The following is a 13,824-nucleotide window of genomic DNA, read 5'->3' on the forward strand; positions in this document are numbered from 1 at the left end:
CGGGGATCCCCCTCGCCCCTGTGGACAACCGGGCCTCAACTCACCCTGTGCACAAGGGAAGAAGGTCGACTCGACGCCGCCTCTTTGCCCCTTTTCGGGGAATGCACAGGCATTCCTTGACGGCGGCCGTCACAGGAATTCCCCGGTTTACCCACAGCCCCAAAAGAGGGCAAAACGGGACGCAAAGGAATATCGCGTCGAGCAGCCGAGGTCACACCGGTAACCTGGTGGGGTGATTGACCTTCGCCTGCTCCGTGAGGACCCCGATCGTGTGCGCGCCTCCCAGCGCGCCCGTGGAGAGGACGTCGGCATCGTCGACGCCCTCCTGACCGCCGACGAGCGGCGCAGGTCCTCCAGTGTCCGCTTCGACGAGCTGCGCGCCGAACAGAAGGCGCTCGGCAAGCTCATCCCCAAGGCCTCCGGTGACGAGAAAGCCGAGCTGCTGAAGAAGGCGGGCGAGCTGTCCGCCGCCGTCAAGGCGGCCGACGCCGAGCAGGACGCGGCCGCGGAGGAGACCCAGCAGCTCCTGCTCCAGCTGGGCAATCTCGTCCACCCCGCGGTCCCGGTCGGCGGCGAGGACGACTTCACCGTCCTGGAGACGATCGGCACCCCGCGCGACTTCGATGCCGAGGGCTTCGCGCCCAAGGACCATCTGGAGCTCGGCGAGCTGCTCGGCGCGATCGACACCGAGCGCGGCGCCAAGGTCTCCGGCTCCCGCTTCTACTACCTGACGGGCATCGGCGCCCTGCTGGAGTTCGCACTGGTGAACGCGGCAATGGCACAGGCCACCGCGGCGGGCTTCACCCCGGTGCTCACCCCGGCGCTGGTCAAGCCGAAGGCCATGGAGGGCACCGGCTTCCTCGGCCAGGCCGCCGAGGACGTCTACCACCTCGACAAGGACGACCTCTACCTGGTCGGCACCTCCGAGGTCCCGCTGGCCGCGTACCACATGGACGAGATCCTGGAGGCGGACCAACTGCCGCGGCGCTACGCCGGGTTCTCCTCCTGCTTCCGCCGTGAGGCCGGGTCGTACGGCAAGGACACCCGGGGGATCTTCCGGGTGCACCAGTTCGACAAGGTCGAGATGTACGTCTACACGACCCCGGAGGACGCCGAGGCCGAGCACCAGCGGCTGCTGGACTGGGAGAAGCAGTGGCTGACCTCGCTCGAGCTGCCGTTCCGGGTGGTCGACCTGGCCTCGGGTGACCTGGGCTCGTCGGCGACGCGGAAGTTCGACTGCGAGGCGTGGATCCCGACGCAGGGCAAGTACCGCGAGCTGACCTCGACCTCCAACACCACCGAGTTCCAGTCGCGGCGGCTGTCGATCCGGATGCGCGAGGGCAAGAAGGTCCGTCCGCTGGCCACGCTCAACGGCACGCTGTGCGCGGTCACCCGGACCATCGTCGCGATCCTCGAGAACCACCAGCAGGCCGACGGCTCGGTGCGGGTGCCCGAGGCGCTGCGGCCGTTCCTGGGCGGACGCGAGGTCCTGGAACCGGTCGCACGGTGACGAACGCCGGACCGACGGACGAGCAGCTCGCCGGACCGACGGACGAGCTCCCCTGTCGACTGGTCGCGACCGATCTCGACGGGACGCTGCTCCGCCCCGACCACACCGTCTCGGCGCGGACCCGTGACGCGCTCGCCGCGGCCACCGCGGCGGGCGCCGCGCACATCGTGGTCACCGGGCGGACCGTCCCGGTGGCCCGGCACATACTCGACGACCTCGGCTACCAGGGGCTCGCGGTGTGCGGTCAGGGCGCCCAGCTCTACCACGCGGGCGAGCACCGGCTGCTGACCTCCGTCACACTGGACCGCCAGGTGGCCCTGCTGGCGCTGGAGAAGATCGAGGCGGAGATCGGCCCGCTGTCGCTGGCCGCGGCCCGCGACGGGCTGGACGGCGAGGTGCTGTTCGGCGAGGGCTACCGGATGGACCACGAGGGGATGCCCCTGGTGCCGTTCACGGACCCGGCCGAGCTGTGGTCGCAGCCCATCAGCAAGCTCTACATCCAGCACCCGGAGCTGGACGACGACGCGCTGGCGGACGCCGCCCGGACGGCCGCCGGGGGCCTGGTCGGGGTGACGATGGCCGGTACCGGGCTGGTGGAGCTGCTGCCGCTGGGGCTGACGAAGGCCACGGGCCTGTCGATGGCCGCGCGCCGGCTGGGGATGACCGCCGGGGACGCGATCGCGTTCGGCGATATGCCCAACGACATCCCGATGTTCGGCTGGGCGAAGCACGGGGTCGCGATGGCGAACGCGCACCGGGATCTGAAGGCCGTCGCCGACGAGATCACCGCGTCCAACACGGAGGACGGCATCGCCGTGGTGCTGGAGCGGCTCTTTCCTGTGGCACGCCGATGACGGCAGGGCGCCGGTAACGGCAACGCGCCGGTGGACCGGGCTCCCTCGGCCGCCGCCGAGGGAGCCCGGTCCAGGACGGGTCAGCCGAAGACCTTGACCGCCTGGTAGTAGGTCCACGCCGTGCCGTCGCACGACGTCTTGGTGGCACCGCTGTAGGCGCTGCACACCCGCTTGAGGTCCTCGTAGAAGGCGCTGTCGATGCGTGCCTTGTTGGCGTCGAAGATGCCCATCGCCTTGTGGTTGCGGTAGCCGAAGTCATGCCGGGCGCAGGCGGTCTGGAAGGGGAAGCCGAAGGGGTTGTCGGGCGAGCTGCTGCAGTAGTCGGTGGACCAGTCGAACCCGTAGGCCGCCCAGGCGCCCTGGTTGTTCCGCGCCGCGACCCAGGTGTTGTAGCTGCTGGCGCTGGTCTGGGTCCAGCTGGCGAGGACCTGCGGCTTGTCCGCGGGGGCCGCCTGGGCGGGTGCGGCCAGGGCGATGGCGGTGGCCGCGGTGACAGCGGTGGCTGCGAGACTCGTGACGAGGCGACGCATTCGGGTTCCTCCCGTTTTTTTCACTTCTGACGCCCCCTCAAAGGCTTGTGGCACAGGGGGCGGCGCGGTGTGATCCAGCGCACGCCAAGAGTTGGACAGGTCCCTGACAACCGTCAAGATCTACACCGACGTAGAGATGAACAGAGTTCGACCAGCAGAGTTTCGGACTTTCCTCCAACTACCGCCGCTGAGCGGGTCGTTCAGGAGGCGCGCCGGGGCACCCGGGAGGGAGGGGTGAGCAGCGGCCCCGGACCCTTGACCCGTCGGAGGATCGGGGAGGTCTCCATGTCCAGGACGGAGGGCAGTTCGGCGATGCGGGTCGTCAGATAGGTGTAGAGGGCCGGGACATCGGCGCAGACCACGGTCGCCATCAGATTCTTCGTTCCGGTGGTCGCACATGCGAACGCCACCTCGGGGTGGTCCGCGAGCGTCTGCCCGGTGGCGGCGAGATCCGACGGCCTTACGGACAGCCACATCGTGGTGGTGACGCCCTGATGGAACATCCGGTGGGTGTAGTCGACGTCGAAGTACAGGGTGCCGTCGGCGCGCAGATCCGCCAGCCGGCGGCGCACCGTCGACTGTGACCAGCCGGTGGCGGCGACCAGTTCGGCCAGCGGCGCCCGGCCGTCCCGCGCGAGGATGTCCAGCAGCTTGCGGTCCTCGGCGCCCATCGGTCCGCGCGGCTGCTTCGACCGGTCCGCGGCGGGCGGGCGCAGCCGCCGGACCTGCTCGGCCGTCAGTGCGTCGGTCTTGTTGACCAGGCTCTGCTCGCCGCCGTAGAACTCATGCAGCACGCAGTGCGCGCTCACCCCCACCACCCGTGGCGTCTGCGGGAGTTTGCGCAGCAGCAGGGCATCGCTGTCCAGGCCGGACGCCGCCCGTGTCGACGCGGCGACTTCGGTGCCGTCGGAGAGCACATGCACCCAGGAGGTGTCGGTCCGCCGGGCCATCGCCTCGGCCACCGGCAGCGCGGCGTCCGGCAGGCACCGCACCCGCACCAGCCAGACCACATCGCCGACCACCGCCGGGTCGGTGAGCCCCAGCACCCGGATCGCTCCCCTCGTCCGCAACCGGGTGTAGCGGCGGGCCACGGTCTGGTCGGAGACTCCCAGCACCTCGGCGAGCCGGCTGAAGGGGGCCCGGCCGTCGAGCTGAAGGGCGTGCACCAGCGCCCGGTCCAGGTCGTCGTACGCGTCGGATTCCACCGCACAAAGCTAGCGGACGTCGGATATCGCCACCGGAGCGGTGCCGGCTGGAGGAGCGGACCGGCCAGGACGACCGTAAGAGCCGCGGGGACCGCCGGGCCGCCATCGGGGGCCGGCCCTCGCGTCCCCTTGTCGGCACGTTGTCGGCACGTTTCGAATCCCGGAGTCAGTCATGCGCAGATCATGGTGGCCGCTCGCCGCCATCACGCTCGGCAATTTCATGCTGTTGATAGACGTCACGATTGTGAACACCGCGCTGCCCCAGGTGGCGCGGGGACTGGACGCGTCCTTCAGCTCGCTCCAGTGGGTGATGGACATCTACGCGCTGGCGCTGGCCGCGCTGCTGATGGTGGCCGGTTCGGCGGCGGACCTCTTCGGACGGCGGCGGCTGTATGTCGTCGGCCTCGCGGTGTTCGCGGTCTCCTCCCTGGTCTGCGGTCTGGCACCGGACGCCGGGGTGCTGATCGCGGCCCGCGCCGTCCAGGGCGTGGGAGCGGCGGCCATGTTCGCCACCAACACCCCGCTGCTGATGGCGACATACTCCGGACGCGACCGCGGTATCGCCTTCGGGGTATGGGGCGGTACGAGCGGGGCGGCCGCGGCGATCGGCCCGGTGCTGGGCGGAGTGCTCACCGAATACGTCGACTGGCGGGCGATCTTCCTGGTCAATCTGCCGCTGACGGCGATCGCGGTGTGGATCACGGTCCGTTCCATCGAGGAGTCGCGCGGCGCGCCGGGGGTGCGGATCGACTGGCCGGGCGCCGCCTCGTTCACGGTGCTCGCCGGGGCGCTGACATACGGGCTGATGCGCGGCGGTGAGGAGGGCTGGGCCGACACCGGCACGGTCGCCGCGCTGGTGACGGCCGCGATCGCGCTGCTCGCCTTCACCGCGGTGGAGCGCGGAAAGCGGCAGCCGCTGCTGGACCTGGGGCTGCTGCGCCGCCCGACGTTCGCGGTGCTGATGGCCGCGGCCCTGCTGCTGCAGGCGGGGGCCTTCCCCTACCTCACCTACGCCGGGCTGTGGCTGCAGTCGGTGCTGGGGATGAGCCCGGTGCAGGCGGGGCTCGCGGTGACGCCGATGGCGGGCGTCTCGCTGGTCGTCGGCGCGGCGGGCGGACGGCTGCTGGACCGGGTCGCCCCCGGGCGGTCGCTCGGCGGCGGCCTGCTGCTGGTGGGCGCGGGCGCGCTGGTCAACGCGGCGATGGTGACCCCGGACGCGGACTGGACGGCCTTCGTCCCGGGCCTGGCACTGGCCGGCCTGGGGATCGGCCTGGCCATGCCGGTGCTGGTCTCGGCGGCCCTCGGCTCGGCCCCACCGGAGCGGGCGGGCATGGCCAGCGGCGCGGTGAACACCTTCCGGCAGCTGGGCTACGCCCTGGGGATCGCCGTCCTGGGCACGGTGTTCGCGACGCGGGTACGGGACATGGTCGACGACAGCGGCACCGTCCCGGCCCGGGCGGCCGGACAGGCCGCCGAGGCCATCAGCGGCGGCCACGCCGACGCCGTGATCGCCTCCGCACCCCCGGCCCACGCGGACGCGGCACGCACCCTCGTCCACGAGTCGTTCGCGGCCGGACTCGACCGCATCTGCCTGATCTCCGGCATCGCGGCCCTGGCGGCGGGCCTGCTGGTCCTCGCCGTCGTCCGCGGCGGCCCCGGCGGAGCACCCCCGAAGCCGACCCCGGAGCAATCCCCGGCGGAGCCGATCCACGCCTGAGCCGTGGAGGACGAGTCACAAGGGGCGGGCGCCCAATGGCGCCCGCCCCTTCGCTGCGTGAGGCCGACGTCCGTCAACGCACGCGGTGCGAGTAACCCATACGCGATCGGATCGTTTTTCCATATACGCGTTATGCGCGGAGGCAACGCGAGTTGGAGCCTCGGCCGGGCGACGGATCGACGGGCAGCGATGTCACGGCGGTTGGGTCCGAATGAGGTAGGCAGCCTCCGCTCCTGGTCCCTGGATACGGGCGGCCTAGCCCCTGGCTGGTGGGGCGTGACCATCACCCGAATTTCAGACCGGAAGGCACACATATGCCACCTGAGATCGCACTACTGGAGTCGCGCGCCCTGCGCGACAGCGTCATCGAACGGACGGATGTCCTCGACAAGGTCAAGGTCCTGACCATGCTGCCGGATGGGCTGCATATCACCACGCGCATGGTCGCTGAGTACTTCGAGGTTGGGGAAGAAGCCGTCAAGAGCCTGGCCAAACGGCACCGGGAGGAGTTCCACAGCAACGGGATGCACCTCCTTCGAGGCGTTGACCTGCAGGTCTTTGAAAGGTCCAACTTGGACCTTTCAGATTCGAGTTATCCACAGGGCCGCGCCCACCTCACCCTCTACCCCCGTCGGGCGGTGCTCAACGTCGCGATGTTGCTGCGGGACAGCGATATCGCCAGGCGGGTACGAAACTATCTGCTCGAAGTCGAGGAGTCGGCTAGGAGCGGACCGGAAGTCGGAACGGATCAGCTCCCGCTCGAACGGATCCTCACCGAGCGGGTGCTGGCCGGGCCGATCGGCAGCCGCCTCGACGCCGTCGAAGCGTGTCTGGCGGATGTCGGTTCCACGCTGCGCGAGCTGGCGCCATGGATGGCCAGGGTCTCCGCTCGGCTGGACGGCATGGACCGGCGGCTCGACGCGCACGGGCGGGTCATCTGTGCCATGAGCGAGCGGCTCTGCGATCTCGGTGAGGACATGACCGAGGTCCGCAGGGACGTCGCCACACTCAAGGCCGAGTCGGTCCAGCGGCGGGCGCGGCGCGCCAAGCGGCGGCGCGGATAGCGGATCGGAGGAGCTCGGTGGGTGGGGTGGACGCCCTGCCCACCGGGCTTTCCGGCGAGTTGTAGGATGACTGGGCAACCGGGTGAATCGAGTGAGGGAGCCGAGAGGGATGGCGTTGCGGGCGGCTGGGCGGCAGTCGTTGGTCGACTCCGTGGTGGAGCAGCTGCGGGCGCAGCTCGCCGAGGGTGAGTGGGAGGTCGGCGACCGCGTGCCCACCGAGCATGCCCTCGCCGAACAGCTCCAGGTCGGCCGGAACACGGTCCGCGAGGCGGTTCGCGTCCTCGTGCACGCGGGGATGCTGCAGTCCCGGCAGGGCGAGGGCACCTTCGTGGTCTCCACGACCGACCCCGCCGAGGTCATGCGGGGTGTACGGCGCGCCGGGATCCGGGACGTGCTGGAGCTGCGTATCGCGCTGGAGGCGGAGGGTGCGCGGCTGGCCGCGCTCCGGCACAGCCCCGACGATCTGCGGCGGATGCGGGCGGCGCTGGAGTCGCTCGAGGCGTTCGGGCAGGCCGGGGAGCGGCCCGCGGATGGCCATCATGAGCTGCACGCCGCCCAGGACCTGGAGTTCCACACCGCCGTGGTCGAGGCCGCGCACAACGCCGCGCTGAGTGCGACCTATGGCTGGTTCAGCAGCTCGGTCCGCGATTCGCTGGTGGCCTCGCTCGGCGACCGCGAGGTGCCGAGCATCGTCCCAGCCGACCACCGCGCCCTGGTCGACGCCATCGCCTCCGGCGACCCGGCGGCCGCCGAGGCGGCGGCGCGGGCGCTGCTGGAGGCGCCGAAACGCGCCATCGAAGCCCTGCTCGCCACCGGCTGAGCCCCCTCTCGGCGGGCCTCACCGCGACCCGGACCACCCCCACCACGCACCACCGGAACGGAGCTCTTCTTGCCACGCCCGCACACCCCCGGCCCCGAGGCCGAACCCCTGCTCGTGGACGCCGAGACGGATCTGCGGCCGACCCCCGAGGTGGCCGCCGCGCGGCGCACCCTGCGGGCCCACCCCGCCCTTCTCCTGATCGGCATCGTGCTGGCGTCGCTCAACATGCGGGCCGCGCTCGCCGGGGTCTCCCCGCTGCTCGGCGAGATCAGCGGCCACTTCGGGCTGTCCGCGACCATGAGCAGCCTGGTGACGACCATTCCGTTGATCTTCATGGGCCTGGCCTCGCCCTTCGCGCCCCGGCTCGCCCGGCGCTGGGGCACCGAGGCGGTGCTGCTGAGCGCGCTGGCGCTGCTGATCGGCGGCATCCTGCTGCGCGTGGCACCGCCCGTAATGACGCTCTTCGCCGGGGGCGCCCTCGTCGGCAGCGGGATCGCGTTCCTCAATGTGCTGATGCCGGGCCTGGTCAAGCGGGACTTCCCGCACCGGGCCGCCGGGATGACCGCGCTCTACACCACCTCGATGATCGGCGGGGCGACGGTCTCCGCCGCCTCCGCCGTGCCCCTGGAGAACGCGCTCGGCGGCTGGCAGGGGTCGCTCGCCTCCTGGTCGCTGCTGGCGGCGGTCGCGGCGCTGGTCTGGATACCCCAGACGGTGCTCGCACGGCGCGGAACGCACCACGGTGAGCCCGCGGCGACGCCCGTAAGGACGACACCGGAGGCGGAGCCGAGGCTGAGCCGCTCCCCGCTGGCCTGGCAGGTCACGCTGTTCATGGGGTTGCAGTCGTCGATCGCGTACGTCTGCATCGCCTGGCTGCCGACGATCTTCACCGACCACGGCATGAGCAAGAACACGGCCGGGCTGGTGTTCGCCTTCAGCACCATGCTGCAGATGGTCGGTTCGTTCGTGGTGCCCACCCTCGCCGGACGGATGCGCTCCCAGCGGATACTGGCCGTCGCGGTCGCGGCGCTGATGGGCGCCGGGATCGCGGGCCTGCTGGTGGCTCCCGTCGCCGGGGCGTGGGTCTGGGCGACGCTGATCGGCGTCGGACAGGGCGGGGCCGTGGGGCTCGCGCTGACCATGATGGTGCTGCGGACCGGGGACGCCCACACCTCCGCGCGGCTGTCCGGTATGGCGCAGACCTGGGGCTATCTGCTGGCCGCGGTGGGCCCTCTGGCGCTCGGCGTGGTGCACCAGACCATCGGCGGCTGGGGGCTGCCGCTCACGCTGATGCTGGCGGTGTGCGGGGTGCTGGCGGCGCTGGGCCTCGGCGCGGGACGCGACCGCAAGATCCGGTCCTGAGCGGCCCCGAGGGCCGAACGGCTCGAGTCTGAGCGGCGCACGCCTTCACAGCCGGTCCTCAGGCCACGGAGGGCCGGCCGACAACTCCCGCCGCCACTCCCGGTCTCATCGCGCGACCGTCCTGCTCGGTTCGTCCGCGGCCGTGGCCTCCGCCCTGGGCCAGGCCAACGCGGCCCCGGACACGCCGCGGCGGCGGCCGTCACGACAACCGCCGCCACCGCGGAGACAACGGGCGGCCGCTCCGCCGTCCCTGCACGGTGGCGGCCGTAAGGCGGGCACAAACTCCTGGACGCCGTAAGGCGGGCACGAACTCCAGGGCGCCCTAAGGCGCGTACGCGCCCCTGGCGCCCGTAAGGCGTACACGAACCCCCGGGCGCCGGGCGTCACCTCACGCGGGTCACGCGGGCCGCGCAAGTCACGCCGGTCACGCCGGTGGTCACTCCTCCCCCGCGAGGGTCAGCGTGCGCAGCTTGCGGCCCGCGAACCAGGTCGCGGCCACGGTCACGACCAGCAGCAGGATGACGCCGGTCGTCAGGCCGACATCCGACGTGATCACATCGCCGTCCGCGACCTTCTGCCCGAGCGCCAGCGCCCACTGCTGGACGCTGAGCTTGCGGGCCCCGGCCACCAGGTTGCCGAAGAACGTCTCCCACACCAGGGCGTAGACAAGACCCGCGATCACCGCATGCCGGGTCACGGTGCCCAGCAGCAGGAAGACCGCGCTGTAGGCGACCGAGGCCACGGCGGCGGCGACGGCGTAGCCGACGGCCAGCTGATTGGCGTTGCCGTTCAGCAGGAAGCCCGCGAGCAGGGTGGGGATCGCGGAGAAGGCGACCGTGACGCCGATCGCCACGATCAGCTTGGTGAAGATGATCGTCGGCCGCTTCACCGGCTTGGCCAGCAGATAGATGACGGAGCCGTCGTCGATCTCCGGGCCGATCGCGCCCGTACCGGCGATCACGCCGATCAGCGGGACCATGGTGGCCATCGCGAAGCCGCCGAGGATCGCGTCGGCCGTCTCGTCGTCGGCTCCGGTGAGCAGCCGTACGGCGATCGAGATCAGCAGCAGCAGACCGGGGAGTGAGAAGAGGATCAGCGCCCGGCGGCGGCCGAGCAGGGCCCGGTAGGTGAGCCGTGCGACGGTGGGGTGGTAGAGCGAGGACATCGCTATGGGCTCCTTTCAGGCCGCGACGAGGTAGGAGAAGACGCTTTCCAGGGACTCGTCGGAGGGCGAGACCGTGAGGAGCCGGATGTGCTGGTCACGGGCGACCCGGGGCAGCAGTTCGGTGAAGCGGGCGAAGTCGACCGCCTGGATGTGCAGTCCGCCGTCGGCACCGGTGCTCGCGTCGACCTGGATACCGGTGGTCGACGGGTCGGCGATCAGGGCGGCCGCGAGCGCGCGGTCGTCGCTGGACCGTACGAGATAGCGGTGCGGACGGTCCGTCATCAGCCGGCGGATCTTGCGGAAGTCGCCGGAGGCGGCGTGCCGTCCCGCGACGATCACCTCGATATGCGCCGCCAGCTGCTCGACCTCCTCGAGGATGTGCGAGGAGAACAGCACGGTGCGGCCCTCCGCGCCCATCCGCCGCAGCAGATCCATGAGCTGCATCCGCTGCCGGGGGTCCATGCCGTTGAACGGCTCGTCCAGGAGGAGCACCGACGGCTCGTGCACCAGCGCGGAGGCCATCTTCACGCGCTGCCGCATGCCCTTGCTGTACGTGGCGATCTTCCGGGAGCCCGCGTAGTCCATCTCGACGGTGTCGAGCGCCTTACGGGCGGCACCACGCGGATCGGGCAGCCCGTGCAGCTCGGCGTTGGCGATCACGAACTCGCGGCCGGTGAGGAAGTCGTACATCGCCTCGCGCTCGGGGACGATGCCGATGTGGCGGTAGGCCTGCTCATTGCGCCAGATCTGGGCGCCGTCCAGGGTCACGGACCCGGTGGAGGGGGCCAGAAAGCCGCCCATCATGTTGATGAGGGTGGACTTGCCGGCGCCGTTGGGGCCGAGGAGCCCGGTGACACCGGGGCCGATGTTCATGGTCACGTCGTTGACGGCCACGACGTTCCCGAACCAGCGGGAGACGTTGTCGATGGCGATCGTGGTCACAGGCCGACCTTTCGGTAGCGGCGCATCAGCAGCCCGTACGAGCCGGCGATCAGGCCGAGGAGAACGAGGATGTAGACGAGCCCGGTTCCGGTGCCGGGGCCGACCCCGCCGGGGAAGGAGGAGGTGGCACCGAGGAAGGCCGTCTGCACCCCGTCGATGATGGTGATCGGCGAGAACAGCCCGATCCAGCTCACCGGGCCGGTGCTGCCCTGGTCCCACGCGATGGCCTGGACGGCGGACACCGCGCCGTAGGAGATGGTCAGCAGGGCGATGACGGCGGCGACGCCGAAGCCGCGGCGCGGGGTGAGCGCGGCGACGACCAGGCTGATGCCGGCGAAGAGAAGCGAGAGCAGAGCCACGGAGATCAGTCCTTGTGCGAAGCCCTTCGTCTGATCGGCGAAGTCCAGCTTGGCGAGCAGTGCCCCGACGTAGAGGATCAGCAGGGGCGCGCCGGTGAGGATGAACAGCGACGAGGCCATGGCGGCGAACTTGGCCACCACATAGTCCATCGTTTCGATGGGCCGCGAGAAGTAGAGCGGGACCGTCTTGAAGCGCAGGTCCCGGGAGACGGACTGTGGCGCCTGGGAGGCGGTGTACAGGCCGATCACGGCCTGCAGCATGATCGCGTAGCGGGTGTACTCGACGGGGAGCTCGTCCACCTTGGTGGCGATGGCCACCGCGACGATGATCGCGGCGGGCATGCACATCACGGCGAACAGCAGCATCGGCGCCACCTTGGACTTCGCCGAGCGGCCGAGGCCGTAGGCGCCGCGCAGGCTCTGGGAGAAGAGCGAGCGGCGGGCGTAGGCGCGGCCGAGGCGCGGGCCGTCGTAGTGGCGATAGCCGATGTTGTGAATGACGTCGGCACGCTGCTGGGTCACGGTCTCAGGCGGCATCGACGGCACCTCCGTTCCCGTGTGCGCTTGCGCCGGCCGGTCCTGCGGGCTTCTCCGTGCCGTCCGGGGCGTCCGGGGCATCCGAGGCGTCCGCATCGTCGTCGGACCGGAAGATCTCCGCGATGCGGTGGCGGCGCTGCTCCATGCGGACCAGGCCGAGGCCGAGGTCGGCGATGGTGTCGCGGACCGTGTCGTACGTCTCCTCGCTCGCGACATCGACCAGCAGCACATGGTCGGAGCCGGGCGTCCCGTCGGCCTCGCGGCCGACGGGCTGGACGGTGAGCCCGGCCCGGTCGAGGGCGGTGCGCAGCGCCTTGGTGCCGTCGGGGTGGTCGGTGGTGTCGGTCACCTCGACCGCGAGCGAGGCCGTCGCCTGGGTGAAGTCACTGGTGGAGCTGGAGCGGAGCAGCTTGCCGCCGTCGATGACCACGACGTGGTCACAGGTGCGCTCCAGCTCGCCGAGCAGATGCGAGGTGACCAGGACCGAGATGCCGAAGTCGGTGTGGACGCGACGGATCAGGCCGAGCATCTCATCGCGGCCGACCGGGTCCAGGCCGTTGGTCGGCTCGTCCAGCAGGACCAGGCGGGGGTCGTGCACCAGCGCCTGGGCCAGCTTGACCCGCTGCTTCATGCCCGTGGAGTAGCCGCCCATCGGGCGATATCGCTCCTCGTACAGGCCGACATGGCGCAGCGTGTCGGCCGTGCGCTCACGGGCGGCGGAGGGCGGCAGCCCGGACATGCGCGCCATGTGGACGACGAACTCGGTCGCCGAGACATCGGGCGGCAGACAGTCGTGCTCGGGCATATAGCCGACGCTTTCGCGGATGGCGCTGCCGTCCTTGGCCACATCGAGACCGAGCACGGAAGCGCGGCCCTCGCTGGCGGGGGACAACCCGAGCAGGATCTTGATCAGCGTGGACTTACCGGCGCCGTTCGCACCCACCAGGCCAGTTACTCCTGGTGCGATGTCGACGGAGAGCCGGTCGAGCGCGGTGACGCGGGGGAACCGCTTGCTCAGACTTTCGGTGGCGATCACAGTCACGTGTTCGACCGTAGTGGTGTGAGCCACAAGCGGCGTCACTCCTGACGGTGGGATTCCCCTCGTCCTCGGGTCTGACGCGCCCGTAGGGGAAGGACCCCGACGGGCGGGGGTTACCCCGGGTATCCACAGGTATTCCGGGGGCTTATGCCCGGTGTGCGGCCGGTGTGAGACGCGACCGTGCCCACCCTGGGTACCACGCGGTGAACAGGGCCGGAAGGACGAACCCCGCGAACTGGACCGTGAGCGCCGCCACCATGCCCAGACCGGCGGAGATCACCACGACCATGGCCGCGGCGGAGAGGGTGAAGGCGGTGGACCAGGCGCGGGTGATCACCACATTGATCCGCTTGAACACATAGGTGTCCCACACCTCGGGCGGTGCCTGGCGGCGGGCGACACCGGTGGTGAAGGGCCGTCCCACGGCGAGCGTCGTCCAGGCGGTGACGGCGAGCCAGCTCAGCGCCAGCGCCCCGATGTAGTCCTTGAGTCCACTGTCCGGCCGGGCGAAGGCCCAGATCGTCAGCGCGGTGAAGAAGGCCACCGTGCTGCACTCCAGGATGAGGGCGTCGGCCGCCATGCCCGCCTTACGGGCCCGCACCAGCATCGCGCCACCCAGCACCAGCCCGGCCAGGGCGCCCCACTGCCAGCCGAGTGTCGACACGACCGCGAGGGCGATCCATGGGATGAAGCCGCGCAAGTAGTTCATTCGGCCCTCCC

13 protein-coding genes are annotated in these 13,824 nt (G+C 70.8%); 6 read left to right on the forward strand and 7 right to left on the reverse strand.

Annotated features, from left to right (window positions below):
- Positions 1 to 232 precede the first annotated feature (232 nt).
- Together serS and BLV72_RS16415 are read left to right on the forward strand one after the other, a co-directional pair.
- Entirely contained in the window at positions 233 to 1,510 is a 1,278-nt protein-coding gene (gene serS, locus BLV72_RS16410) for a serine--tRNA ligase (RefSeq protein WP_093463112.1), read from the forward strand.
- Positions 1,507 to 2,364 carry an HAD family hydrolase gene (locus tag BLV72_RS16415; protein WP_093463113.1) on the forward strand — a complete coding sequence of 286 codons (858 nt, stop codon included), beginning with the start codon at positions 1,507 to 1,509 and terminating at the stop codon, positions 2,362 to 2,364. The genes serS and BLV72_RS16415 overlap by 4 nt, the downstream gene beginning before the upstream one ends.
- An 80-nt stretch (positions 2,365 to 2,444) precedes the next feature.
- On the opposite strand, the gene BLV72_RS16420 is transcribed toward BLV72_RS16415, so the two are convergent.
- Both BLV72_RS16420 and BLV72_RS16425 read right to left on the reverse strand, forming a co-directional pair.
- On the reverse strand, positions 2,445 to 2,894 hold the full coding sequence (locus tag BLV72_RS16420; protein ID WP_059143679.1) for a phospholipase: 450 nt from the start codon (positions 2,892 to 2,894) through the stop codon (positions 2,445 to 2,447).
- 200 nt (positions 2,895 to 3,094) lie between these two features.
- A complete protein-coding gene (locus BLV72_RS16425) occupies positions 3,095 to 4,099 on the reverse strand; it encodes an Lrp/AsnC family transcriptional regulator (protein ID WP_093463115.1) in 1,005 nt (334 codons plus the stop codon).
- 172 nt (positions 4,100 to 4,271) lie between these two features.
- Between BLV72_RS16425 and BLV72_RS16430 the strand changes: the two genes are divergently transcribed.
- The 4 genes from BLV72_RS16430 to BLV72_RS16445 all read left to right on the forward strand — a co-directional run bounded on the left by BLV72_RS16430 (position 4,272) and on the right by BLV72_RS16445 (position 9,062).
- Positions 4,272 to 5,816, forward strand: coding sequence for an MFS transporter (locus tag BLV72_RS16430; RefSeq protein WP_093463116.1), 1,545 nt, complete (start codon positions 4,272 to 4,274; stop codon positions 5,814 to 5,816).
- A 314-nt stretch (positions 5,817 to 6,130) separates the two neighbouring features.
- Entirely contained in the window at positions 6,131 to 6,880 is a 750-nt protein-coding gene (locus BLV72_RS16435) for a hypothetical protein (protein WP_093463117.1), read from the forward strand.
- A 109-nt stretch (positions 6,881 to 6,989) separates the two neighbouring features.
- Positions 6,990 to 7,700 carry a FadR/GntR family transcriptional regulator gene (locus BLV72_RS16440; RefSeq protein WP_093463119.1) on the forward strand — a complete coding sequence of 237 codons (711 nt, stop codon included), beginning with the start codon at positions 6,990 to 6,992 and terminating at the stop codon, positions 7,698 to 7,700.
- Positions 7,701 to 7,769: 69 nt separating this feature from the next.
- Positions 7,770 to 9,062 carry a CynX/NimT family MFS transporter gene (locus BLV72_RS16445; protein ID WP_093463120.1) on the forward strand — a complete coding sequence of 431 codons (1,293 nt, stop codon included), beginning with the start codon at positions 7,770 to 7,772 and terminating at the stop codon, positions 9,060 to 9,062.
- Positions 9,063 to 9,498: 436 nt separating this feature from the next.
- On the opposite strand, the gene BLV72_RS16450 is transcribed toward BLV72_RS16445, so the two are convergent.
- From BLV72_RS16450 to BLV72_RS16470, 5 genes are all read right to left on the reverse strand, one after another.
- Entirely contained in the window at positions 9,499 to 10,227 is a 729-nt protein-coding gene (locus BLV72_RS16450; RefSeq protein ID WP_093463122.1) for an ABC transporter permease subunit, read from the reverse strand.
- A gap of 15 nt (positions 10,228 to 10,242) precedes the next feature.
- On the reverse strand, positions 10,243 to 11,169 hold the full coding sequence (locus BLV72_RS16455; protein ID WP_059143685.1) for an ABC transporter ATP-binding protein: 927 nt from the start codon (positions 11,167 to 11,169) through the stop codon (positions 10,243 to 10,245).
- Positions 11,166 to 12,065 (reverse strand): hypothetical protein, encoded by a 900-nt coding sequence (locus tag BLV72_RS16460; RefSeq protein ID WP_093463123.1) that lies wholly within the window; start codon positions 12,063 to 12,065, stop codon positions 11,166 to 11,168. Before BLV72_RS16460 ends, BLV72_RS16455 begins: the two co-directional genes overlap by 4 nt.
- Entirely contained in the window at positions 12,055 to 13,134 is a 1,080-nt protein-coding gene (locus BLV72_RS16465) for an ABC transporter ATP-binding protein (RefSeq protein WP_093463124.1), read from the reverse strand. The genes BLV72_RS16460 and BLV72_RS16465 overlap by 11 nt, the downstream gene beginning before the upstream one ends.
- A 115-nt stretch (positions 13,135 to 13,249) precedes the next feature.
- Positions 13,250 to 13,813, reverse strand: a complete 564-nt coding sequence (locus tag BLV72_RS16470; RefSeq protein ID WP_093463126.1) for a hypothetical protein — start codon at positions 13,811 to 13,813, stop codon at positions 13,250 to 13,252.
- Between the last annotated feature and the right edge of the window lie 11 nt (positions 13,814 to 13,824).

Source organism: Streptomyces melanosporofaciens (genome assembly GCF_900105695.1).
Lineage (GTDB): Bacteria > Actinomycetota > Actinomycetes > Streptomycetales > Streptomycetaceae > Streptomyces > Streptomyces antimycoticus.